Origin of the sequence: Microbacterium sp. Root61, from assembly GCF_001427525.1 — a bacterium.
Classification (GTDB): domain Bacteria; phylum Actinomycetota; class Actinomycetes; order Actinomycetales; family Microbacteriaceae; genus Microbacterium.
Map to the genome: position 1 here is coordinate 49,354 of NZ_LMGU01000002.1, position 20,132 is coordinate 69,485.

General features: G+C 69.4%; 19 protein-coding genes and 1 riboswitch. Of the genes, 6 read left to right on the top strand and 13 right to left on the bottom strand.

Translation table 11 applies throughout. The features are described 5' to 3' along the window. The first annotated feature begins 58 nt into the window (after positions 1 to 58). Genes ASD65_RS16525 through ASD65_RS16540 form a run of 4 tightly spaced genes read left to right on the top strand, consistent with a single transcriptional unit; the run spans position 59 to position 4,980 of the window. Entirely contained in the window at positions 59 to 1,405 is a 1,347-nt protein-coding gene (locus ASD65_RS16525; RefSeq protein ID WP_056225214.1) for an ABC transporter substrate-binding protein, read from the top strand. Between the two features lie 55 nt (positions 1,406 to 1,460). Next, positions 1,461 to 2,393, top strand: coding sequence for a carbohydrate ABC transporter permease (locus tag ASD65_RS16530; protein WP_056225217.1), 933 nt, complete (start codon positions 1,461 to 1,463; stop codon positions 2,391 to 2,393). After that, positions 2,393 to 3,238 (top strand): carbohydrate ABC transporter permease, encoded by an 846-nt coding sequence (locus ASD65_RS16535; RefSeq protein WP_056225219.1) that lies wholly within the window; start codon positions 2,393 to 2,395, stop codon positions 3,236 to 3,238. Before ASD65_RS16530 ends, ASD65_RS16535 begins: the two co-directional genes overlap by 1 nt. Before the next feature lie 8 nt (positions 3,239 to 3,246). Next, positions 3,247 to 4,980, top strand: a complete 1,734-nt coding sequence (locus ASD65_RS16540) for a glycoside hydrolase family 36 protein (RefSeq protein WP_056225222.1) — start codon at positions 3,247 to 3,249, stop codon at positions 4,978 to 4,980. A 4-nt stretch (positions 4,981 to 4,984) separates the two neighbouring features. Here ASD65_RS16540 and ASD65_RS16545 read toward each other — a convergent pair whose 3' ends face one another. From ASD65_RS16545 to ASD65_RS16575, 7 genes are all read right to left on the bottom strand, one after another. Continuing rightward, the gene (locus ASD65_RS16545; RefSeq protein WP_056225224.1) at positions 4,985 to 5,740 is read right to left on the bottom strand and encodes a class I SAM-dependent methyltransferase; all 756 of its coding nucleotides are present in this window, start codon (positions 5,738 to 5,740) and stop codon (positions 4,985 to 4,987) included. Between the two features lie 21 nt (positions 5,741 to 5,761). Beyond that, entirely contained in the window at positions 5,762 to 6,160 is a 399-nt protein-coding gene (locus ASD65_RS16550) for an NUDIX hydrolase (RefSeq protein ID WP_056225227.1), read from the bottom strand. Further along, on the bottom strand, positions 6,157 to 7,524 hold the full coding sequence (locus tag ASD65_RS16555; RefSeq protein WP_056225231.1) for an FAD-binding oxidoreductase: 1,368 nt from the start codon (positions 7,522 to 7,524) through the stop codon (positions 6,157 to 6,159). The genes ASD65_RS16550 and ASD65_RS16555 overlap by 4 nt, the downstream gene beginning before the upstream one ends. Then, positions 7,521 to 7,916: a YrdB family protein gene (locus ASD65_RS16560; protein WP_056225234.1), complete on the bottom strand. Its 396-nt coding sequence runs from the start codon at positions 7,914 to 7,916 to the stop codon at positions 7,521 to 7,523. Before ASD65_RS16560 ends, ASD65_RS16555 begins: the two co-directional genes overlap by 4 nt. A gap of 23 nt (positions 7,917 to 7,939) precedes the next feature. Beyond that, positions 7,940 to 9,754: a sigma-70 family RNA polymerase sigma factor gene (locus ASD65_RS16565; RefSeq protein ID WP_056225237.1), complete on the bottom strand. Its 1,815-nt coding sequence runs from the start codon at positions 9,752 to 9,754 to the stop codon at positions 7,940 to 7,942. A 382-nt stretch (positions 9,755 to 10,136) separates the two neighbouring features. Continuing rightward, a complete protein-coding gene (locus ASD65_RS16570) occupies positions 10,137 to 11,285 on the bottom strand; it encodes an N-acetylglucosamine-6-phosphate deacetylase (RefSeq protein WP_056225240.1) in 1,149 nt (382 codons plus the stop codon). Beyond that, positions 11,282 to 12,892: a family 20 glycosylhydrolase gene (locus ASD65_RS16575; protein WP_082561954.1), complete on the bottom strand. Its 1,611-nt coding sequence runs from the start codon at positions 12,890 to 12,892 to the stop codon at positions 11,282 to 11,284. Before ASD65_RS16575 ends, ASD65_RS16570 begins: the two co-directional genes overlap by 4 nt. 114 nt (positions 12,893 to 13,006) lie before the next feature. Continuing rightward, positions 13,007 to 13,089: riboswitch (ZMP/ZTP riboswitch) on the top strand. A gap of 37 nt (positions 13,090 to 13,126) precedes the next feature. On the opposite strand from ASD65_RS16575, the gene glyA reads away from it, so the two are divergent. Together glyA and ASD65_RS16585 are read left to right on the top strand one after the other, a co-directional pair. Beyond that, positions 13,127 to 14,401: a serine hydroxymethyltransferase gene (gene glyA / locus ASD65_RS16580; RefSeq protein WP_056225243.1), complete on the top strand. Its 1,275-nt coding sequence runs from the start codon at positions 13,127 to 13,129 to the stop codon at positions 14,399 to 14,401. A gap of 184 nt (positions 14,402 to 14,585) precedes the next feature. Beyond that, positions 14,586 to 15,467 (top strand): bifunctional methylenetetrahydrofolate dehydrogenase/methenyltetrahydrofolate cyclohydrolase, encoded by an 882-nt coding sequence (locus ASD65_RS16585; protein ID WP_056225246.1) that lies wholly within the window; start codon positions 14,586 to 14,588, stop codon positions 15,465 to 15,467. A 3-nt stretch (positions 15,468 to 15,470) separates the two neighbouring features. On the opposite strand, the gene ASD65_RS16590 is transcribed toward ASD65_RS16585, so the two are convergent. The 6 genes from ASD65_RS16590 to hpaD all read right to left on the bottom strand — a co-directional run bounded on the left by ASD65_RS16590 (position 15,471) and on the right by hpaD (position 20,117). After that, complete coding sequence (locus tag ASD65_RS16590; RefSeq protein ID WP_082561955.1) at positions 15,471 to 16,118, bottom strand: NAD(P)H-dependent oxidoreductase; 648 nt, start codon at positions 16,116 to 16,118, stop codon at positions 15,471 to 15,473. Further along, positions 16,091 to 16,588, bottom strand: coding sequence for a MarR family winged helix-turn-helix transcriptional regulator (locus ASD65_RS16595; protein ID WP_056225250.1), 498 nt, complete (start codon positions 16,586 to 16,588; stop codon positions 16,091 to 16,093). Before ASD65_RS16595 ends, ASD65_RS16590 begins: the two co-directional genes overlap by 28 nt. A 69-nt stretch (positions 16,589 to 16,657) precedes the next feature. Continuing rightward, on the bottom strand, positions 16,658 to 17,218 hold the full coding sequence (locus ASD65_RS16600; RefSeq protein ID WP_056226356.1) for a hypothetical protein: 561 nt from the start codon (positions 17,216 to 17,218) through the stop codon (positions 16,658 to 16,660). 72 nt (positions 17,219 to 17,290) lie between these two features. Beyond that, entirely contained in the window at positions 17,291 to 18,091 is an 801-nt protein-coding gene (locus tag ASD65_RS16605) for an HpcH/HpaI aldolase family protein (RefSeq protein WP_056225253.1), read from the bottom strand. Positions 18,092 to 18,135: 44 nt separating this feature from the next. Further along, positions 18,136 to 18,921: a 2-keto-4-pentenoate hydratase gene (locus ASD65_RS16610; protein WP_056225255.1), complete on the bottom strand. Its 786-nt coding sequence runs from the start codon at positions 18,919 to 18,921 to the stop codon at positions 18,136 to 18,138. 35 nt (positions 18,922 to 18,956) lie between these two features. Beyond that, the gene (gene hpaD / locus ASD65_RS16615) at positions 18,957 to 20,117 is read right to left on the bottom strand and encodes a 3,4-dihydroxyphenylacetate 2,3-dioxygenase (protein ID WP_056225258.1); all 1,161 of its coding nucleotides are present in this window, start codon (positions 20,115 to 20,117) and stop codon (positions 18,957 to 18,959) included. Positions 20,118 to 20,132 lie beyond the last annotated feature (15 nt).

Below are 20,132 nucleotides of genomic sequence, written 5' to 3' on the forward strand. Positions count from 1 at the left end.
TTGATCATGTTATCGTCGGTGCATCGCCTCCCTGCGATCACCAAGAAAGGACCGAACAATGATGTTCACGAAGACGAAGCCCTGGCGTCGGATCGCCACCGCAGCGGTCGCCGCGGCCACTGTGGCCGCGATGGTGGGCTGCTCCGCACAGGCGGAAGAGCCGGCGGCAGACGGAGAGATCGGCGGCAAGATCACGGTGTGGACGTGGAATGCGCCGGGCGAGGGCCTGCGTGCCGCGATCCCCGCGTTCCAGGAGCTGCACCCCGGGGTCGAGATCGACGTCCAGGACGTGGGCAACCCGGCCATCTGGGAGAAGATCACCACGGGCATGGCCGCAGGAGGCAGCGGGCTCGCCGACGTGCTCAACATCGGCATCGACTACATGGGCAACTACGCCGAGAAGTTCCCCGACCAGCTCGTGGACCTGCGCGACTTCGGCGCGGACGAGCTCGCCGCCGAGTTCCCGGCCGGTTCGTGGAAGAGCGGATCGGGCGCCGACGGCCAGGTCTACGGCATCCCCTACGAGGTCAACGCCGCCGGATTCTTCTTCCGCAAGGATCTGTTCGAGCAGGCCGGCCTCGACTACTCCTCGATCACGACCTGGGATGAGCTGCTCGACGCGGGCGTCATCCTCAAGGAGAAGACCGGAGCATCCCTGTTCACGATGGACAAGGCCGGCACCGTCGGAGACTCCGCAGGACTCTTCGAGCTGCTGATCAACCTCCAGGGCGCCTTCTACTTCAACGCCGACGGTGAGATCACCATGAACGGCGAGGAGGGCGTCCGTGCCCTCGAGATCATCAAGAAGGCGAACGACCTCGGCCTCGTCGAGGACGTTCCCGGAAGCTGGGACAACCTGCTGATCACCCTGCGCGGCGAGCGGAACGTCGCAACGGCGTCCTCGGGTGGATGGCTGAGCGGCGTCATCGAGAACGAGGCCCCCGACATGGCCGGCAAGTGGGACGTCAGCCCGCCCAAGGCGGTCACCGACGGCGGCCTCACCGGCGCCGTGAACGGCGGTACCTACCTCTCCGTGCCGAGCTCGAGCAAGAACCAGGCCACGGCGTGGGCGTTCATCGACTTCGCGCTGGGCACGCTGGAAGGGCAGCAGCTCGTCTACGACGGCGGCGGCATGTTCCCCGGGTTCGCTCCGATGCTCGAGTCTCCCGGCTTCGTCGCCCCCAACGAGTACTTCGGCGGCACCGAGGTGAACCAGATCTTCATCGACGAGCTCAACCAGGACACGCCGGTCGTCAACTACACGAGCGACTATGCGCGGGCACTCAAGGCCTACGTCGACGCTCAGACGCGCGTGGTGCTCAACGGTGCCGATCCGCAGACCGAGCTCGACAAGGCCGCGGAGCAGGTCGCGCAGCAGACCGGCCGGACGATCGCCGGGCAGTAGCAGTCGAACAGGGTGCGCCGGCCATCGGCCGGCGCACCCGTGCAAAGGCGATGCGATGAACACCCTTCTAGCGACCCCGGCGCCGACGCGCCCCGAGAAGACCTCGGCGCCCCGGCGCCGCCGATCCTCGGCCGGATACCCGAGGATCACCCCCTATCTGTTTCTGCTGCCGACGATCGTGCTATTCGTCGGCTTCAAGATCTATCCGTACATCTCGGCGTTCTGGTTGAGCCTCACCAAGAACGTCGGTGGAGAGGTGGAGTTCGCCGGGTTGGCGAACTACATCCGGCTCCTGCAGGACCCGTTGTTCTACACGGCGCTCGGCAACACCGGCATCATCCTGCTCGTGCAGGTGCCGATCATGCTCGTCCTCGCCATCCTGCTCGCCGTCGCGTTCAACGCGGTGATCCTGAAGTGGCGTGCGTTCTGGCGCACGGCCTACTTCGTGCCGATCGTGATGGGCCTGGTCGCCTACGGCATCCTGTTCCGCGCCCTGCTGAGCACGAACGACGGGTTCGTGAACTACCTGATCGGTCTGGTCGGCATCGACCCGATCCCGTGGCTCGGCGACCCGATGTGGGCGAAGGTCTCCATCGTCATCGCGATGACCTGGCACTACACCGGTCAGAATGCCATCATCTACCTCGCGCAGATGCAGTCCATCGGCGGCGAACTCTACGAGGCCGCGCATGTGGACGGAGCCAACGCCTTCCAGCGCTTCTGGCACGTCACGCTGCCGGGCCTCCGGCCGGCGATCGTGCTCACCGTCATCCTCTCGACCATCGGGACGCTGCAGCTCTTCGACGAGCCGTACGTGCTCACCAACGGCGGCCCGGACAACGCCACCCTCACCGTCGGCATGTACCTGTACCAGAACGGCTTCAAGTACTTCGACTTCGGGTATGCGTCGGCGATCGGCTATGCCCTGACCATCATCATCGGCGTCATCTCGCTCATCCAGCTGCGCCTGTTCAAGGAGAAGTCCTGATGACGGATACCAACATCGTCGCGCCCCCGCGACGCGGGCGCTCCCTCGTCCTGACGACGGCCATCGCGGCCGGCGGCGTGCTGATGCTCCTGCCGTTCTACTGGCTGCTGATCGCCACGACGTACGACGCCAGCGAGATCTTCACGACGCCTCCGCATTTCCTGCCGGGCAACGCCTTCTTCGACAACTTCGTCGGGCTGTTCCGAGACACCCTGTTCGGCCGAGCGATGCTCAACTCGATCTTCGTGTCGGCGACGTACACGTTGTTCGGGCTCATCGTCTGCACGGCGGCGGGCTACGCGTTCGCCAAGTTCCGCTTCCGCGGCCAGGGAATCCTGTTCGGTGCGGTGCTGGTCACGCTGGCGCTGCCCTCGCAGGTGACGCTCGTGCCGCTGTTCCAGATCATGGTCACGCTGGGGTGGCTCGACAGCTATCAGGCGCTCATCCTGCCGAACCTCGCCCTGCCGTTCGGGATCTTCCTGATGCGGCAGACGATGTACGCGATCCCGGACGAGATGATCCAGGCCGCACGCATCGACGGAGCGAACGAGTTCCGCGTCTTCGCGGGCATCGTGGTGCCGACGATCCGCCCCGCGATCGCGGCACTGGCGATCTTCCTGTTCCTCGCGCAGTGGAACGACTTCGTCTACCCGCTCGTGGTGCTGCGCACCCCGGAGTCCTACACGGTCCCCGTCGCGCTCGCCTCGCTGCAGGGCATCGGCACCACCGACTACGGGCAGCTGCTGATGGGCACGATGCTCTCGATGCTGCCGGTGCTCATCCTCTTCCTCTTCCTCCAACGTCACTTCGTCGCGGGCATCCTGGCCGGCGCCGTGAAGCAGTAAGGACCACCGTGCTACTTGAAGACCACCAGCTCCGCTCCATCCAGTGGACGGCCCTCACGCGCGGCATCTCCTTCGGGGTGGGCGGCGGATGCCTCGTCGAGAGCGTCGAGCGCTCCGGCGTCGTCGACATCGTCACGGTGAGCATCGTGCCCGGCGGCCAGATCGTGCTCGAGGCGCCGCTGGGCAACGCGGCCGCGTTCTGGCATCCCTGCTTCGACCCGGGCGATTCGCTGCCCGCCGACTGGAAGGGGCGACAGCGCTTCAGCGCCGTCCGCTCAGCGCCGCTGGGCGTGCTGTGCGACGCCGACGGCCAGACCCACTTCGCGTTCGCGTTCGACTGCGTGACGCAGGAGGGCGAGCTCGAATTCGGTGCATCGGAGGAGGCGAAGACCTTCGTGGTGCGCCTCGGGATCGGCGAGGGGCTTGCCACCGCCCGCACCACCGTGCGACTGGTCGTCGTGAACACGGAGCTCGCCTATGCCCGGGCGGTGCGCGAGCTCTCGGCGATCCTGCACGACGGGATCGCCGGGCGGGCCGTCTCCAGCATCGCCCTCGAACCGGTCTACTCCAGCTGGTATGCCTACTCGCAGCAGATCTCGCACGACGTCATCATGCGCAACGCCGCTGTCGCGCGCACCATCGGCTGCGCGTCGGTATTCCTCGATGACGGCTGGCAGAAGTTCGGCGACGGACGCTGGTATGCGGGATGCGGCGACTGGGTGCCGGATACGGCGAAGTTCCCCGATCTGCGCGGCACCGTGGCGGAGCTCGAGGCCGCGGGCCTGCGCACGGTGATGTGGGTCGCGCCGTTCCTGCTCGGCACGCAGAGCGAGGCGTATGCCGACCTCGCCCGCTTCGCGCACCACTACGTGGAGCACCTGCGCACGTGGGTGCTGGACCCCCGCCACCCCGAGGTGCGCGCGCACCTGGTTGCCGTGTGCAGCCGCCTGATGCGGGACTACGCACTGGACGGGCTGAAGATCGACTTCCTCAACGACGTCATGGTCTACGCCGGGACGCCCTCGACCGGCGACGTCGCCGATGTCGGCGACGCGATGACCCTCGTGCTCCGCGAGATCGCCGAGGCCGTCGACGCGGTGCGCCCCGGCTCGCTGATCGAGTTCCGGCAGCCGTACATCTCGCCGGCGGTCGCGCCGTTCGCGGATGTCATCCGCGCCAACGACTGCCCCGCGGATGCCGACCAGAACCGTCGCTCGACGATAAACCTGCGGCTGCTCGCGATGTCGCAGGTGGTGCACGCCGACCCCGTGATGTGGGACCCGACCGCTCCTGTCGAGACGGTGTCGCGGCAGCTGCTGAACGTGTTCTTCTCGGTGCCGCAGATCTCGATGCCGTTGGATGTGCTGCCCGAGTCGCACCGCGCCCGTGCCGCGGAACTGCTTACCCAGTGGCGCTCGCTGCGGGACGTGCTGCTCGGGGGCGAGCTCAGCGTCGCCCTTCCCAGCGAGGGCTACCCGGTGGTCTCCGCCCGCCGTGGCTCTACGCTCGTGGTAGCCGCGTACCAGCCGCGTCAGCTCGAGCTCGACCTCGACGGGGTCAGCGAGCTTGTGATCCTCAACTCGACGGCATCCATCGCCCTGCCGTTCGTCACGCTCGGTGCGTCCCGCGCCGGGTCCGCGAAGGGAGAGGGAGACGCCGTCGCGCGCGATGTCGAGCTCGGTGGACGCGGATTCGTCGAGGTGTCCGCCTGGGGGATCACGCGCATCGCGCTGGACGGGTGAGCCTTCAGCTGGCCCCCGGCGCGGCCGGGTGTTCGGGTCGCTGCGCGAGATAGATCCACTCTCGACCGGGACGATCGGGGGCGTCGCGCACATCCGTCACGACGAATCCGCACGCGGTGAGCGCCGCTTCGATGCTCTCGCGCGACCGGAAGCGCAAGCGCGATGTCGACTCGAATCGCGCGCCGTCGGCGTGGAAGATCGTGGGCGACTCGAACTCGACGACGTCATCCTCGAACGACACGACGTCGACCCACTCCTCGACGAGTCCGATCTCGCCGCAGTCCACGACCTGCCGGGTCGCGTCCTTCGTCCACTCCTCCCAGGCGCGCGCCTCGGGTCGGCGCGCCTCGAAGACGAGATGGCCGCCGGGTCGGAGGGCAGCGTGGATGGCCCGCAGCGTCGACGTCCAGGCGCCGTCGTCGACGAAGACCTGCGCGACGTTCGCCGTCATCGTCGCGACATCCGCTTGCATCGGGGGCAGCCCGGTCGCGTCACCATCGACCCAGCGGATGCGGTGTGCGCCGTGCTTCCTGCGCGCGACGTCGACGGATGCGCGGGCGGGGTCGATGCCCGTCACGTCCACTCCGCGGTCGGCGAGCAGGAGCGCGAAGGTTCCCGTGCCGCAGCCGACATCGACGACGCTGCGGGCACCGAGCTCGTCGATCACGATGGCGGCATATACGTCCAGATCGCTGCGATCGGAGTCGAGGAGGTCGTACACCGCTGCCAGACGAGGCTCTGCGAAGATCGGGTCGGCCACGTCTCCACGCTACCTGGGCTATCAGTCCCAGACGAGCGGGAGCAGGTGCTCGCGCGTCAGCGGCGCGAGGGGTAGAGCGGATGCCGCGGCCGGCGTCAGCCAGAGCAGTTCCTCGATCTCGGCTCCGCGCACCGGGACGAGGCCGGTGTCGTCGATCGCGAAGACCTCCGCGACGATGCTGTGGCCCGGCTCGTTGGCGGCCGCGGCGGTGAACCTGCCGAGCGGGCGCAGCTGCGCGACCGACACCGTGACGCCGATCTCCTCGGCGAGCTCCCGCACGAGGGCGGTCGCGGCATCCTCTCCCGGCTCGGGCTTGCCGCCCGGCTGCATGAACGCGTCGGTGCCGGCCTTGCGCACCAGCAGCACACGGTCCGCCGCATCCACGATGAGCGCGGCCGAGACGTGGATGACGTGGGTCACGGCGCGAAGACCTTGCCGGGGTTGAGCAGGCCGAGCGGGTCGAAGACCCGGGCGATGTCGCGCTGCAGCGTCCACTGATCGTCGCCGAGCTCGTCGGCCAGCCAGCGCCGCTTCAGCACGCCGATGCCGTGTTCGCCGGTCAGGGTGCCGCCGAGCGCGAGAGCGGCGCGGAACAGTGCATCCGCAGCATCCCAGATGTGCGGCGGAACGTCCGGTCCCTCGAAGACGAAGTTGGGGTGCAGATTGCCGTCGCCGGCATGCGCGACCGTGGGGATGACGATGCCGTACTCGCGCTCGATGCGCGCGATCTCGTCGAACATCGCGGGCAGCGCGCTGCGCGGGACGGCGACGTCTTCGATCAACGTCATCCCGAGCGTCTCCATCGCGGGGTGCATCGACCGGCGGATCGACAGGAGGTGCTCGCCCTCGACCTCGTCCGCAGCCAGGGCGACGGCGCCGCCGGTCTCGTGCAGCACGGCGGCGATCGCCTTCGCCTCCGCAGCGGCGGCGGGACCGTCGGTCTGGATCGTGAGCTGTGCGGCTCCGGGCGTCGGCGGATCGAGCTCGAGAAGCGCGTGCACGGCCGCGAGGGACGCGGCATCCATCAGCTCCATGATCGCGGGCTGCGCACCGGAGGCGGTCACGGCGGCGGATGCCGCGGCCGCGGTCCGCACGTCGGCGAAGGTCGCCGCGATCGTGTGCACGGCGCCCGGCACGAGTCGACGCAGCTTCAGGGTCGCTCCGACGATGACGCCGAGGATGCCCTCGGAGCCGATCACGAGCGAGGTCAGATCGAGGCCGGTCACACCCTTGACGCTGCGGTGCCCCAGGTGCACGAGGCGGCCGTCGGCCAGGACCAGGTCCACACCGAGGACGGCGTCGCGCACGACTCCGTACTTCGCGCAGAGGAGGCCGCCGGCGCCGGTGGCGATGTTGCCGCCCACCGTGGCGATGGCGCGGCTCGCAGGGTCGGGCGCCCACCACACGCCGTGCTCGGCGAGGGCGTCGTTGAGATCGGCGTTGAGGATGCCCGGCTCCACGACGGCCAGCAGGTCGTCCGGACGCACTTCGAGGATGCGGGCCATCCCGAGGGTCGACAGCACGATCTCGCCGCGCCCCGCGTTCGCGCCGCCGGCCAGCCCGGTGCCCGCGCCGCGGGTCACGACCGGGGTGCGCGTCTCGGTGGCGATGCGCATCGTGGCCTGGACATCGGCGACGGATGCCGCGTGCACGATTGCGAGGGGGACACCGGCGGACGCGTGGCCGGACTTGTCGGCGCGGGCGTCCTCGAGCACGTCCGTGCGGGTGTCGACTCGATCGCCGAGGGCGTCGCGCAGACGCCGGACGACGCTCTCGTCGGTCACGTGAAGCGTCGGCGTCCGGCCAGCACGCCGACCGTGACGGCGATCACCGCGAAGCCGAGGCCGATCCAGGCCTGTCCCATGCTCCACCAGGCGATCGTCGCGGCGGCGTAGACGAGCAGCTCGACGACGGCACGCACGAACGGGTGCACGGCCAGCACAGCGCGGGGGGAGACGAACAGCGCCCACAGCAGGATCGCGATCACCGGGGCGCCGATGCCGGCGACGATGTTCCAGGGCAGCGGCCAGGCCGAGAAGCCCCAGAAGGCGAGGGTCGCGAACGCGAACAGCTCGCACAGGAAGGCGAGGATGTCGATCGCCGACAGGGCCGGACGCGTGCCCGCGGGCTGTGGTTCGGCCGGGGGCGTGGGCGTCACGCGAGGAGTCTCCGACATGCCCTCCAGTCTACGCGCGGGGGTCAGCCGAAGAATCGCCAGAGGGAGGTGATCGTCGATTCGCCGGTGAGGTCTCCGGCCACGTACCGCAGGTCGACTCGGGCATCGAGAAGCGCCTCCAACGCGGTGGGACGCAGGACGATCGTCGCCGATCCGGAGTCGTTGACCAGGCTGCTGGTGTGCATCTGCCCGTTGATGAGGGCCTGGACTGTCGCGCCGGGTTCGCCGGAGACGAGCACGGAGAAGACGAGCGAGCCGGGCTCGCGCTCGCTGCCGACGATGACGGGAGCGCCGGCCGGGAGTGCCGGGTCGACGGGATCGACCGGGTCCACAGGGTCGACCGGGTCGACAGGATCTACGGGATCTACGGGATCCACGGGATCGACGGGGTCCACGGGATCGACGGGGTCGACCGGGTCCACGGGGCCGGGGTCGACAGGACCGGGATCGACCGTCACCGGGGGGACGACCGCCGCGGGCGGCGGCGTGACCGCGGCGGGAGGCGCGGCCTCCTCAACGGGCGGGTCCGGCTCGGCGACAGGCGCGAGCACCGGGATATCGCTCGGCGACGGCGAGGGGACCGGCGCGGCCTGCTCCGGAGCATCCTGCGTCTTTGCGAGATCTTGCTGCTCCGCGACGGTTTCGACCGGGGTCCCGGCGGCGACCTCGGGAGACACGATCGACGGAAGCACGACCGCGCCGGCGACGACGGCGCCGACCAGGACGACACCCGCGGCGACCAGGCCCACCATGGCTCCGACGCCGGAGAGCGCACCCGCGGTTGCGGCCGTACCTGCCGCTGCGGCACCCGCCGCCGCGGTTCCGCCCGCTGCGGTTCCAGTGCCGGCCGCACCTCCCGCAGCAGCTCCTGCTCCGCCGCCCGCAGTCGAACCGCCGGCGGTCGAGCCGAAGCCGGTGGCGGACCCGGTTGCGGCTCCGGTGGTCACGAGGCCGGCCGACCCGGCGCCACCCGTGACAGTGACAGCGCCTTCCATGATCGTGGAGGGCATCGCCGCGACGGCGACCAGGGGTGCGCCACCGCCCTGGATGGAGGCCAGGTAGGCGGCCGCGCCGGTGATGCCCACCGTGAGCGGCAGGAGCACGAGCGCGAGTCGACCGGAGACGTGCTTGGCCTCGGCGGCGACGATCGAGCAACGGGCGCAGTCGGCGAGGTGTTCTTCGAGCTTGACCTTGTCGCGCGTACCGAGATTGTTGCGCGAGTAGGCGCCGAGTCGCTCGATGGTCCACTGGCAGTCCGAACCGTCCGCCAGAGTGCGCAGGTGGGCCTGGATCCAGGCCTCGCGCAGGCCCTCGCGGGCACGGAACGCTAACTGCGCGACGGCCGTGGCCTTCAACCCGAGCAGCGGGCCGACTTCGGCCGGCTTCATCTGCTCGATCTCGGTGTACCAGAGCACTTCCTGCCAGCGGGTCGGAAGGCTGCGGAACGCCTGGTGGGTCAGGCTGCGGTCCAACGCATCGGCAGTGTGCTGCTCGCTGGTGGCCGGGTCCTCGACGTTCTCGAGCTCGTCGACCGGCACTTCGCGGCGTGCGCGGCCCCACCCTGCGGCCGTGTTGCGGATGCTGGTGAACAGGTACGCACGGAACGCGGTCGTCGGGCCGCCGCCTTTGAGGATCGACTGGTAGATGCGGGCGTACGCCTCCTGCACGAGGTCGTCGGCATCGATCGACGACGTGACGGAGCGGGCGACGGTGAGTCCGGAGCGATAGTGCCGGCGCCACAGCTCGCCGAATGCCGTGCTGTCGCCGGAGCGGGTGCGCAGCACGAGTTCCGCGTCGGCGGTGTCGCCGATCGCGTCGGGTGTGTCGTGCTCGGTCATCGGTGTGTCCTGGATCTGGGCGCGCGCAGAGGCTGCTCACCCGAAGAGACGCGGCAATGCGGTCTTTATTACGCGTCTTCCCTCATTCTGGCGCGAACGCCTGGGGGAGTGCCTTGAGCGGTGCGATCGCCTCGTCGAAAAGATTCTCGAAAAGATTCTGCCGACTCGCGTAATAGAACCGCTCGGGCTGCATCTCATACGTGAGAAACAAACGCCGCAGGCCCTGGGGGGCTAGGGCCGGCGGTGCCGGCATCGCGCGGGGAAACCAGCGCGACGCGGGTGGGCGGTGTGGAGAGTGCCTCGGGGGAGGGACTCTCCACAACCGTTTCTCGAGCCGGGGGGGATGCGGCCGCTGCGCCTTGGGGGAGCAGCGGCCGCTCGCTCACTCCCGGCCGGCGGTCCAGACGCGTCGCACCTGCAAGTCGGCGTCCCACAGGACCGCGTCGGCCAGATATCCGGGTGTCAGTGCGCCGAGGTCCGCGACGCGTCCGATCGCGCGGGCGGGAGCCGTCGTGAGCGCGTGCACTGCGCACTCCAACGGCACGCCCGCCGCCACGGCTGTGCGCAGCGCGGCATCCTGTGTGAGCGTCGATCCCGCGATCGCGCCGCCCTCGGAGAGGCGCGCGACGCCGTCGTGCACGTCGACCGAGAGCGAACCCAGCAGGTAGTGCCCGTCGCCGACTCCCGCCGCCGCCATCGCGTCGGTCACGAGGGCGATGCGCCCGGGCGCCGCGGCGAAGGCGATCCGGATCACCTCGGGGTGCACGTGCACCCCGTCGGCGATGATCTCCAGCGTCACTCGGGGGTCGGATGCGGCGGCCCCGACGGGACCGGGCTCCCGGTGTCCGAGTCCCGGCATGGCGTTGAACGCGTGCGTCAGGATCGTGGCGCCCGCATCGAACGCCGCCGCGGTGGTCGCGGCATCCGCCGTCGTGTGACCGACGGCTGCCGCCGAGCCGGCGGCGCGCAGCAGGGCGATCGCCTCCATCCCGCCGGGCAGTTCGGGGGCGAGCGTCACCTGGCGCACGGTGCCGCGGCCGGCCTCGAGGAGGCGTTCCACGGCGCTCGCTGCCGGATGGACCAGCAGGGTCTCATCGTGTGCGCCCTTGCGGGCGGGGGCCAGGAACGGCCCTTCCAGATGCGAGCCGAGGATGTCGGGGTCGCTGTCCACGAGATCGGCGACCATCGCGGTGCGCCGCTCGAGTGCGTCGAGGTCCGCGGTCACGAGCGAGAGGACGGCGCGAGTCGTGCCGTGCGCGCGATGGAGCGCGCGCGCCTGCCGGATCGCCTCGGGGCCGTCGTCGTAGGCGACGCCGGCACCACCGTGTCCGTGGATGTCGATCATTCCGGGGGTCAGCAGCGCGCCCGCTCCCGCGGTGGCGACGGCGTCGACGATCTCGTCAGTGGCCATGCCGCGCCATCCGTCGCCCACTCCGGCCGCCACGACGTGCTCGCCGTCGAAGCGCACCCAGGCGTCCTCGACGATGCGCCCGTCATCGACCAGGCGCGCGGAGTGGACGACCAGGCTCACCGGTCGGACCACTCGATCTCGGGCGAACGGAAGAAGTCGATCCCCTGGCTCGTCCACAGGGGAGCCAGGCCGCCGACACGATCGCGGAAGGACTCCCAGGTGCGCAGCGGGCTGTCGGCCGGAGCGGGCGACCACGCCGCCTCCGCGGCGGCCGCGATGCGCGGGAACGCCATGGTGTCGATGTCCTCGAGCGTGGCGATGGTCTCGGTCCACATCGGCGCCTCGACCCCGAGGATGTCGGCGTCCTCGATCCCGTCGATCACGGCGCCCGGCTCCCACGAGTAGGCGCGCTCGACGCTGGTCGGACCGTTGGCCCACGTCAGCCCGAGCGGAGAGGACTCGTCGTACTTCATGTCGAGGTAGATGGCGTCGGAGGGCGACAGGATCAGCTGCGCGCCGTTGCTGACGAAGGCGCGGGCACGGTCGTCCATGCCGTTCGTGGGCGTCGTGAAGCCCCAGTACTGGCCGATCGTCGTGTCGGCGATGTCGGCGGCGGCACCTGCCTCGTGCCACGCCACCGGGATCTTGCCGAGGTCGGCGACGATCGCGGTCGCGCGCGTCATGAACTCCGCGAAGTCCTCCGGCGAGGTGCCGAGAGCCTCGTCGCCGCCGACGTGCAGGTACGGACCGGGGGTCAGTGCGGTGAGCTCGCCGAACACGTCGGCGAGGAAGTCGTAGGTCGCCTCGTCGTGGATCTTCAGCGACGAGAACCCGACGGCCATGCCGTCGTACGGGACGCCCGCAGTGGGGAGCTCGCCACCGTAGTCGCGCGCGATCTCCCGGATGTGGTCGGAGAGGACGGGGGGCTCGACGAGCTCGGGGTAGGCGAGTCCGACCGCGTGCGTGTGGCCGGGGACGTCGATCTCCGGCACGACGATCATGTGGCGCGACGCGGCGTACGCGACGATCTCGCGGTAGTCGTCCTTCGTGTAGAAGCCGCCGGGGTCGCCGCCCACCGAGATGCCCGAGGCGACTTCGGTCAGGCGCGGGCGCGAGTCCAGCTGCAGGCGCCACGCCTGGTCGTCGGTCAGGTGCAGGTGCAGGGCGTTCATCTTCAGCGCGGCGGCGCGGTCGATGTAGGCCTTCACCGTGTCGACGGAGTGGAAATGCCGTGCGACGTCGAGCATCACCCCGCGGTAGGCGAAGCGCGGCGCATCCTGGATCGTCACGGCCGGGATGACCCAGTCATCGCCGTCGCGGGTCAGGAGCTGCCCCAGGGTCTGTGCGCCGTAGAAGAGACCGGCGTCATCGGGTGCGACGACGGTGACAGATGCCGCATCCACGGTCAGCGTGTACGACTCCGCCGCGCCGCCGGCCTCACGGCGGAAGCTGACCGCGCCGTCGGAGTCGATCGCCGGCGCCACTCCCGTGCGGGCCGCGACGATCGCCGCGAGAGCGGTCGCGGCATCCGTGTCTCCCGCGATCGCGGTGGTCGGCTCGACGCGGAACGCGGGGGCCGCCTCCTCCACGGTCAAGGCGGCGGGAGCAGGGACGAGGGCGATGCGAGGCACGGACTCTCCATTCGGGTGGGCGGGAGCGCATCCCGCGACAACCACCGCGAGCGCGATCGCGCCCGCGAGCGTGATCCATCGTCGGCGATGGTTCATGTAAAGGACCCTAACAAATAGGAGTCCCAGCCTAACAGCGGGGTCGGCGCAGAGCGAGGAAAAGTCTGTGCGGCTGTGAAATCGACGCGGCGCCGGCGGCGACATCCGTTATGCTCGGGATGTCGCGACTGGCGTTGAGGTGGTTACCACCGGGGAGCGACCGACACGGCATTCGACCGCACGCCTGGGCCGATGCGGACCATCTTTATCCGAGCCGTCGTCAGGAGACCTGCCATGACAGATCCGTACTTCAATGCCCCGCTTTCCGAGGTTGACCCCGAGATCGCTGCGGTGCTCGAGCGTGAGCTCGACCGTCAGCGCGGCTACCTCGAGATGATCGCCTCCGAGAACTTCGTTCCGGTCTCCGTGCTGCAGTCGCAGGGCTCGGTGCTGACGAACAAGTACGCCGAGGGCTACCCCGGCCGCCGCTACTACGGCGGCTGCGAAGAGGTGGACGTCGCCGAAGAGCTCGCGATCTCGCGCGCCAAGTCGCTGTTCGGCGCGGAGTTCGCCAACGTCCAGCCGCACTCGGGTGCCACTGCCAACGCGGCGGTCCTGCACGCGATCGCGCGCCCCGGCGATACGCTGCTCGGCCTGTCGCTCGACCAGGGCGGCCACCTCACGCACGGCATGAAGATCAACTTCTCCGGCCGGCTGTACAACATCGTCGCGTACGGCGTCGACGCCGAGACCTCGCTCATCGACATGGACGAGGTGCGTCGCCTCGCGCTCGAGCACAAGCCGAAGGTCATCATCGCCGGCTGGTCCGCCTACCCGCGCCACCTGGACTTCGCCGCCTTCCGTGCGATCGCCGACGAGGTCGGCGCGCTGCTCTGGGTCGACATGGCGCACTTCGCGGGACTCGTCGCCGCAGGCGTGCATCCCAACCCGGTGCCGCACGCGCACGTCGTCTCCTCGACCGTGCACAAGACCATCGGCGGCCCCCGCTCGGGCTTCATCCTCACCAACGACGCCGAGCTCGCCAAGAAGATCAACACCGCGGTCTTCCCGGGTCAGCAGGGTGGCCCGCTGATGCACGTCATCGCCGCCAAGGCGACCGCGTTCAAGCTCGCCGCGACCCCCGAGTTCCGCGACCGTCAGGAGCGCACCCTGCGCGGCGCGCACCTGCTGGCCGAGCGCCTCACGCAGCCGGATGTGGCCGCGGCCGGCATCACGCTGCGCTCCGGCGGCACCGACGTGCACCTCGTACTGGTCGATCTGCGCGACGCGGCGATCGACGGCAAGCAGGCCGAAGACCTGCTGCACGAGATCCACATCACGGTCAACCGCAACTCGGTGCCGAACGACCCGCGTCCGCCGATGGTGACCTCGGGTCTGCGTATCGGCACCCCGGCGCTCGCGACCCGCGGCTTCGGCGACGCCGAATTCGCCGAGGTGGCCGACATCATCGCGCTCGCGCTGCTGCCCGACGCCGATGTGCAGGCTCTGCGTGCACGTGTGGCGGTTCTGGCGGCGGCCTTCCCGCTCTACCCTGGCCTGGCGCAGTAGCGCCTGCCGTTCTCCGCGAGACTGCAACGGCGCGTCGAGACTGTGGGTTTCACCCACCGTCTCGACCACCGGGTGCAGTCTCGCGGAGTGGGCAACTGTTGCCCCGAACGCATACCTACGGGCATAGTGATGTGAGGACCGCGCCGCGGTGCGGTCCGCGATGCAACGACGAGAGGAAGACCGGATGCCGGCGCAGAAGCTGGATGGGGTCGCCACGGCGGCCGCGATCAAGGACGAACTGAAGGCCCGCGTAGCGGCGCTCGCCGAGCGCGGGATCATTCCCGGCATCGCGACGGTGTTGGTCGGAGCGGACCCGGCCTCGCAGCTGTACGTGGGGATGAAGCACCGGCAGTCCGAGGCGATCGGGATGAACTCGATCCAGCGCGAGCTGCCGGCCGACGCGACCCAGGAGCAGGTCGAGGCGCTGATCGACGAGCTGAACGCCGACCCGAGCTGCCACGGATACATCGTCCAGCTGCCGCTGCCGAAGCACATCGACACCGACGCGATCCTCGAGCGGATCGATCCCGACAAGGACGCCGACGGCCTGCACCCGACCAACCTCGGTCGTCTCGTGCTCAACGTGAACTCGCCGATCACGTCGCCGCTGCCGTGCACCCCGCGCGGGGTCATCGAGCTGCTGCTGCGCAACGGCTACGACCTCAAGGGCAAGCACGTCGTGGTGGTCGGCCGCGGTGTCACGATCGGCCGCTCGATCGGACTGCTGCTGACCCGTCGCGACATCAACGCGACCGTGACCCTCACCCACACCGGCACCGTGGATGCCGGCCAGTACCTGCGCCAGGCCGACGTGATCGTCGCAGCTGCGGGCGTGAAGCACCTCATCACCGCCGCCGATGTGAAGCCGGGCGCCGCAGTGCTCGATGTCGGCGTCACGCGCGAGCACGACGCCGAGACGGGCAAGGCCAAGGTCTACGGCGACGTGCACCCGGATGTCGCGGACGTCGCCGGCTGGATCTCGCCGAACCCCGGCGGAGTCGGCCCGATGACCGTGGCGCTGCTCATGACCAACGTCGTCGAGGCCGCCGAGCGCTCGGCGGCCTGACGGCTAGGCGCCCACGAGCTCGGAGCGCTCGCGCGCACGGGTGGCCGTGGCATCCGTCGCCCCGAATGAGGCCATGCCGTCGATCCAACGTGTGCGATCGGCATCCGTACGGTGTCGCACTTCGGCCAGGCGGGTGACACCGCGTACCCGGATGCCGCAGTACTGCAGCGTCGCGGATCTCAGCGAGCGGATGGCGGCGTCGCGGTAGGTCCACGCGTTCCAGATGCCGGGCGAGTCCATTGTCATGACGATGCGAGCGGTGCGGCCCGTGAGCAGCTTGTCCCACAGGCTCCCGCGCTCCCGATAACGGAACGCGAAGCCCGACACGAACACGCGGTCGATCCAGGCCTTGAGCACAGCGGGGTACGACCCCCACCACTGCGGGAAGAAGAACGCAAGGTGGTCGGCCCACGCCACGTCGTCGATGTAGGCGGCGACGTCATCGGCGAGCGGCATGTCGGCGTCAGTGCGCGGCATCCGCAGCTCGTCGCGAAGGGACGGATGCCGCGGCACGTCGTCACGGGCGAGGTCGACGACCCGCACCTCCGCACCGCCGGCCCGCGCCGCGTCGGCGTAGGAGTGGGCGAGCGCGTGGTTCAGGCTGCCGGCGAGTGGCGTGCCGATCACGACGAGGATGCGGGGCGAGGCCATGGTGTCGTCTCCTTCGTTCGGGCGATTCGGGTCGCAGACTTCTCCATCACGAGCGCCGTCAGCGCCACGAGCTGGCGGTTGAGGCGCGGGACGTCGATCGGATCGGTGTCCAGGGCAGGGTCGGCGAGCATCGCGGTGAACTCCGCTTCGAGGGCGGTGCCGGCCGTGCGGACCAGATCCGTGCCCTTCGGGGTGAGGGTGAGCAGGATGCTGCGCCCGCCCCCGGCCGGGGAGGTCGCGACGATCCACCCCTCGTCCACGAGGGCGGGCACGCGTTTGCTCACTGCCGCCTTCGTGACGCCGAGGCAGCGCGCGAGCGTGGTCATGTCGGCGGGCTCGACGTCGGAGAGCACGGCGAGGAACTGAAAGTGATTGAAGCTCACGCCGTAGTGCTGGCGCAGCACATCGTCGGCGTACGCGTCCAGTTCGGCGATGAGCTCGTGGAGCGTGAAGGTGATGCGTTCGGACACGGCTCAAGTCAACCAGTTGACTCGCCCTGAGTCAACCAGTTGACTCGTTCTGGTCCCGGGGTGGGCGGGTCAGCTCTTGCCGAGCTCGTCCAGCATGCGGCGCTGCTCGTCGGTGAGTCCGTCGTTCAGCTCGCGCTGCGCGGCCTGCGTCTCGGGCGTCGGCACCGCCGGCGCCGTGGGGATGGCAGTGGTGGCCGGAGCGACCCCGCCGGTCGCCTTGTCGTACAGGGCACCCGCGCGGGCCTCGACCTTGTCGTCGATCGCGTCGTAGATGATCCACGCGATCAGCAGCATGAACGGCGGGATGACGAAGCCCCAGAACCAGCCGTTGACGTGCACGCCGGACAGCAGCACGGTCAGCACCCACACGATGTAGGCGACCAGCAGCACGAGCGCGAACTGCACGACCTTCTCGCCGGCCTTGGTGCGCTGGTGCGCGGACTTGGCCGCCATACCGCCGAACCAGCTCGTGATCAGCGGTTTGATCCACAGCGTCGCCGCGGTCAGCAGGATGCCCGCCCAGATCGCCGACCACCCCACGCTCACCGATGGCAGCAGCCAGCCGATGAGCAGCAGTACGAGGATGTCGAACAGAAGGAGCGACACGAACCGGATGACCCACTTGCGCATGATGCCTACAGTGGCATGCCGGAGCGCGGCGGTGCAACGCGGCATCCGCTCGACGGCGCGCGCGGCGGCGGATCAGTAGCTCGCGCGTCCCGAGGCCTCGCCCGTGCTCCAGCGCGCCGCGAGGGCTTCGGACCCGCGTGCCAGCAGAGCGACGTCCGCACCGACGAGGATGAAGGATGCCCCGGCGTCGAGGTAGGACTGCGCCACCTGCGGATCGAACGCGTTCACGCCGACCGGCTTGCCCGCGGCGCGTACGGCCTCGAACGCACGGTGCACGGCGGCCACGACATCCGGGTGCGACTGCTGCCCCAGCACACCCATCGACGCGGCGAGGTCGGACGGTCCGACGAAGACTCCATCCACGCCGTCGACGGCGGCGATCTCGGCCGCGGCATCCACGCCTTCGATCGTCTCGATCTGCACGAACAGCGAGACGTGCCGATCCGCGTCGGCGAGGTAGCCGTCCACACGGTTCCAGCGCGCCGAGCGGGCCAGCGCCGAGCCGACGCCGCGTCGTCCGCGCGGGGGGTAGCGCACGGCCTCCACGACGGCACTGGCCTCCTCGGCGGACGAGATCATCGGCACGAGGATGTTCTGCGCGCCCAGGTCGAGCACCTGCTTGAGCGTGACGACATCGCCGATCGGCACGCGCACGAGCGGGGTCGTCGGGGAGCCCCCGACCGCCTGCAGCTGCGCGAGCGTGGACTCCAGCCCGTTGGGGGAGTGCTCCATGTCGATCAGCAGCCAGTCCATGCCGGCGCCCGCGCAGATCTCGGCGACCAGCGCGCTGCCCGAGCAGACCCAGATGCCCGCGAGGGGACGGGATGCCTCGGCCAGGCGCTCGCGGAATGTGGGGGCGAGCTGAAATGACATGGGTCCTCCTGTTGAGAACGTAGCGGCTTGCGGTGATCCGTGCGTCAGACGAAACGGCAGGTGATGGTGCCCATCGGTCCGAAATCGCACAGCACGTCGTCGCCACGCTCGACCCACATGGGGCGCGTGAACGATCCGGCCAGGATGATCTCGCCGGCCTCGAGGCGGTCGCCGTGCTGGGCGAACTTGTTCGCGAGCCAGGCGACGCCGGTCGCGGGGTGGTCCAGCACGCCGGCGGCGACGCCGGTCTCGGTGATCTCGCCGTTGCGGTAGAGCAGCGCAGGCACCCAGCGCAGGTCGATCTCGTCCGGACGCTTGTGCGTGTCGCCGAGCACCATTCCTCCGTAGGCCGCGTTGTCCGAGATCGTGTCGACGATGGTGCGTCCCTCGAGCTCGATGTGCGAGTTGAGCACCTCGAGCGCGGGCACGGCGTAGTCGATCGCGCGCAGGGCGTCTTCGAGCGTGCAGTCGGGTCCTTCGAGCGGCGCTTTCAGGACGAACGCGAGCTCGACCTCGATGCGGACATTGGAGAACAGGTCGACCGGGATCTCCGCGCCGCTCTCGTAGACGGTGTCGTCGAACATCACGCCGTAGTCCGGTTCGGTGATGCCGGTCGCAGCCTGCATGGCCTTCGAGGTGAGCCCGATCTTGCGCCCCACGAGGCGACGCCCGGCGGCGATGTTCTTGTCGCGCCACACACCCTGGATCGCATACGAATCCTCGATCGTCGCGTCCGGGTAGCGGGCGGTGATGCGGGGGATCACGCTGTGGGTGCGGTCGGCCTCGGCCAGTTCGTCCGCGATCGTCGCGATCACATCGGGGTGCAGCATCCGTTTCTCCTTCTGACGCGGTGGATACGACGGGGTCAGAGCTGGTGGCCGAGCTTGTATTCGCCCTGCTTGTACTCGGGCATCGAGTCCTCGCCCGGACGGGTGTACGAGAAGCCGTCGGCGCCGATCGTGACGGCCATCTCGGACGAGTCCGTGCGGGCGACGACCGGCTGCGGGTTGCCGTCCAGGTCCAGGACGAGGGATGCCTCGGTGTACCAGGACGGGACGACAGGGTTGCCCCACCAGTCGCGGCGCTGGTTGTCGTGCACGTCCCACGTGACGACCGGGTTGTCCGGATCCCCGGTGTAGTAGTCCTGCGTGTAGATCTCGACGCGGTGGCCGTCCGGGTCCCGCAGGTACAGGTAGAAGGCGTTCGACACGCCGTGGCGGCCGGGGCCCCGCTCGATCGCGTCGGAGCGGCGCAGCGCGCCGAGCTTGTCGCAGATCGCGAGGATGTTGTGCTTCTCGTGCGTGGCGAAGCACACGTGGTGCATCCGAGGCCCGTCGCCACCGGTCATCGCCGTGTCGTGCACCGTGGGCTTGCGGCGCATCCAGGCGGCGTACACGGTGCCCTCCTGGTCCTGGATGTCCTCGGTGACGCGGAAGCCGAGATCCTGCATGAACTTCACGGCACGTGGCACGTCAGGGGTCACCTGGTTGAAGTGGTCGAGGCGCACGAGCTCGCCCGGGACGTGCAGGTCGTAGCGCCACGACATCCGCTCGACGTGGTCCGCCTGATAGAAGAACTCGTAGGGGAACCCGAGCGGGTCCACCACGCGCACCGAATCGCCGATGCCCTTGACGAACCCGTTCTCGTTGCGGCGGACCTCGCAGCCCAGCTCGGTGTAGAACTCGACGGCGCGGTCCAGGTCCTCGGGAGATCGCACCCGGTACGAGAAGGCCGCGACCGCCGCGATCGGGCCCTTGCGCAGCACGAGGTTGTGGTGGATGAACTCCTCGGTGGAACGGAGGTAGATCGCCTCGTCGTCCTCTTCCGTCACATACAGGCCGAGGATGTCGACATAGAACTGGCGGGACACGGCGAGGTCGGTGACGACGATCTCCATGTACGCGCAGCGCAGGATGTCGGGCGGAGTGCTGGCCGGGGTGGCCACCGGATTGTCGGGGTGGATGGGGGCCTCCTGGCTCACGTAGTAGCCGGAGGAGGTGAGGGTCATTTCGTCACGGTGAGTCATGTCGCGTCCTTGCGG

What these genes read in the sequence shown, in the direction of transcription:
- glyA (WP_056225243.1), top strand. Translation starts at nt 13,127, where the DNA reads ATGACAGATCCGTACTTCAATGCCCCGCTTTCCGAGGTTGACCCCGAG.
- ASD65_RS16600 (WP_056226356.1), bottom strand. Translation starts at nt 17,218, where the DNA reads ATGCGCAAGTGGGTCATCCGGTTCGTGTCGCTCCTTCTGTTCGACATC.
- hpaD (WP_056225258.1), bottom strand. Translation starts at nt 20,117, where the DNA reads ATGACTCACCGTGACGAAATGACCCTCACCTCCTCCGGCTACTACGTG.
- ASD65_RS16525 (WP_056225214.1), top strand. Translation starts at nt 59, where the DNA reads ATGATGTTCACGAAGACGAAGCCCTGGCGTCGGATCGCCACCGCAGCG.
- ASD65_RS16535 (WP_056225219.1), top strand. Translation starts at nt 2,393, where the DNA reads ATGACGGATACCAACATCGTCGCGCCCCCGCGACGCGGGCGCTCCCTC.
- ASD65_RS16605 (WP_056225253.1), bottom strand. Translation starts at nt 18,091, where the DNA reads ATGTCATTTCAGCTCGCCCCCACATTCCGCGAGCGCCTGGCCGAGGCA.
- ASD65_RS16565 (WP_056225237.1), bottom strand. Translation starts at nt 9,754, where the DNA reads ATGACCGAGCACGACACACCCGACGCGATCGGCGACACCGCCGACGCG.
- ASD65_RS16585 (WP_056225246.1), top strand. Translation starts at nt 14,586, where the DNA reads ATGCCGGCGCAGAAGCTGGATGGGGTCGCCACGGCGGCCGCGATCAAG.
- ASD65_RS16560 (WP_056225234.1), bottom strand. Translation starts at nt 7,916, where the DNA reads ATGTCGGAGACTCCTCGCGTGACGCCCACGCCCCCGGCCGAACCACAG.
- ASD65_RS16530 (WP_056225217.1), top strand. Translation starts at nt 1,461, where the DNA reads ATGAACACCCTTCTAGCGACCCCGGCGCCGACGCGCCCCGAGAAGACC.
- ASD65_RS16590 (WP_082561955.1), bottom strand. Translation starts at nt 16,118, where the DNA reads ATGGCCTCGCCCCGCATCCTCGTCGTGATCGGCACGCCACTCGCCGGC.
- ASD65_RS16610 (WP_056225255.1), bottom strand. Translation starts at nt 18,921, where the DNA reads ATGCTGCACCCCGATGTGATCGCGACGATCGCGGACGAACTGGCCGAG.
- ASD65_RS16575 (WP_082561954.1), bottom strand. Translation starts at nt 12,892, where the DNA reads ATGAACCATCGCCGACGATGGATCACGCTCGCGGGCGCGATCGCGCTC.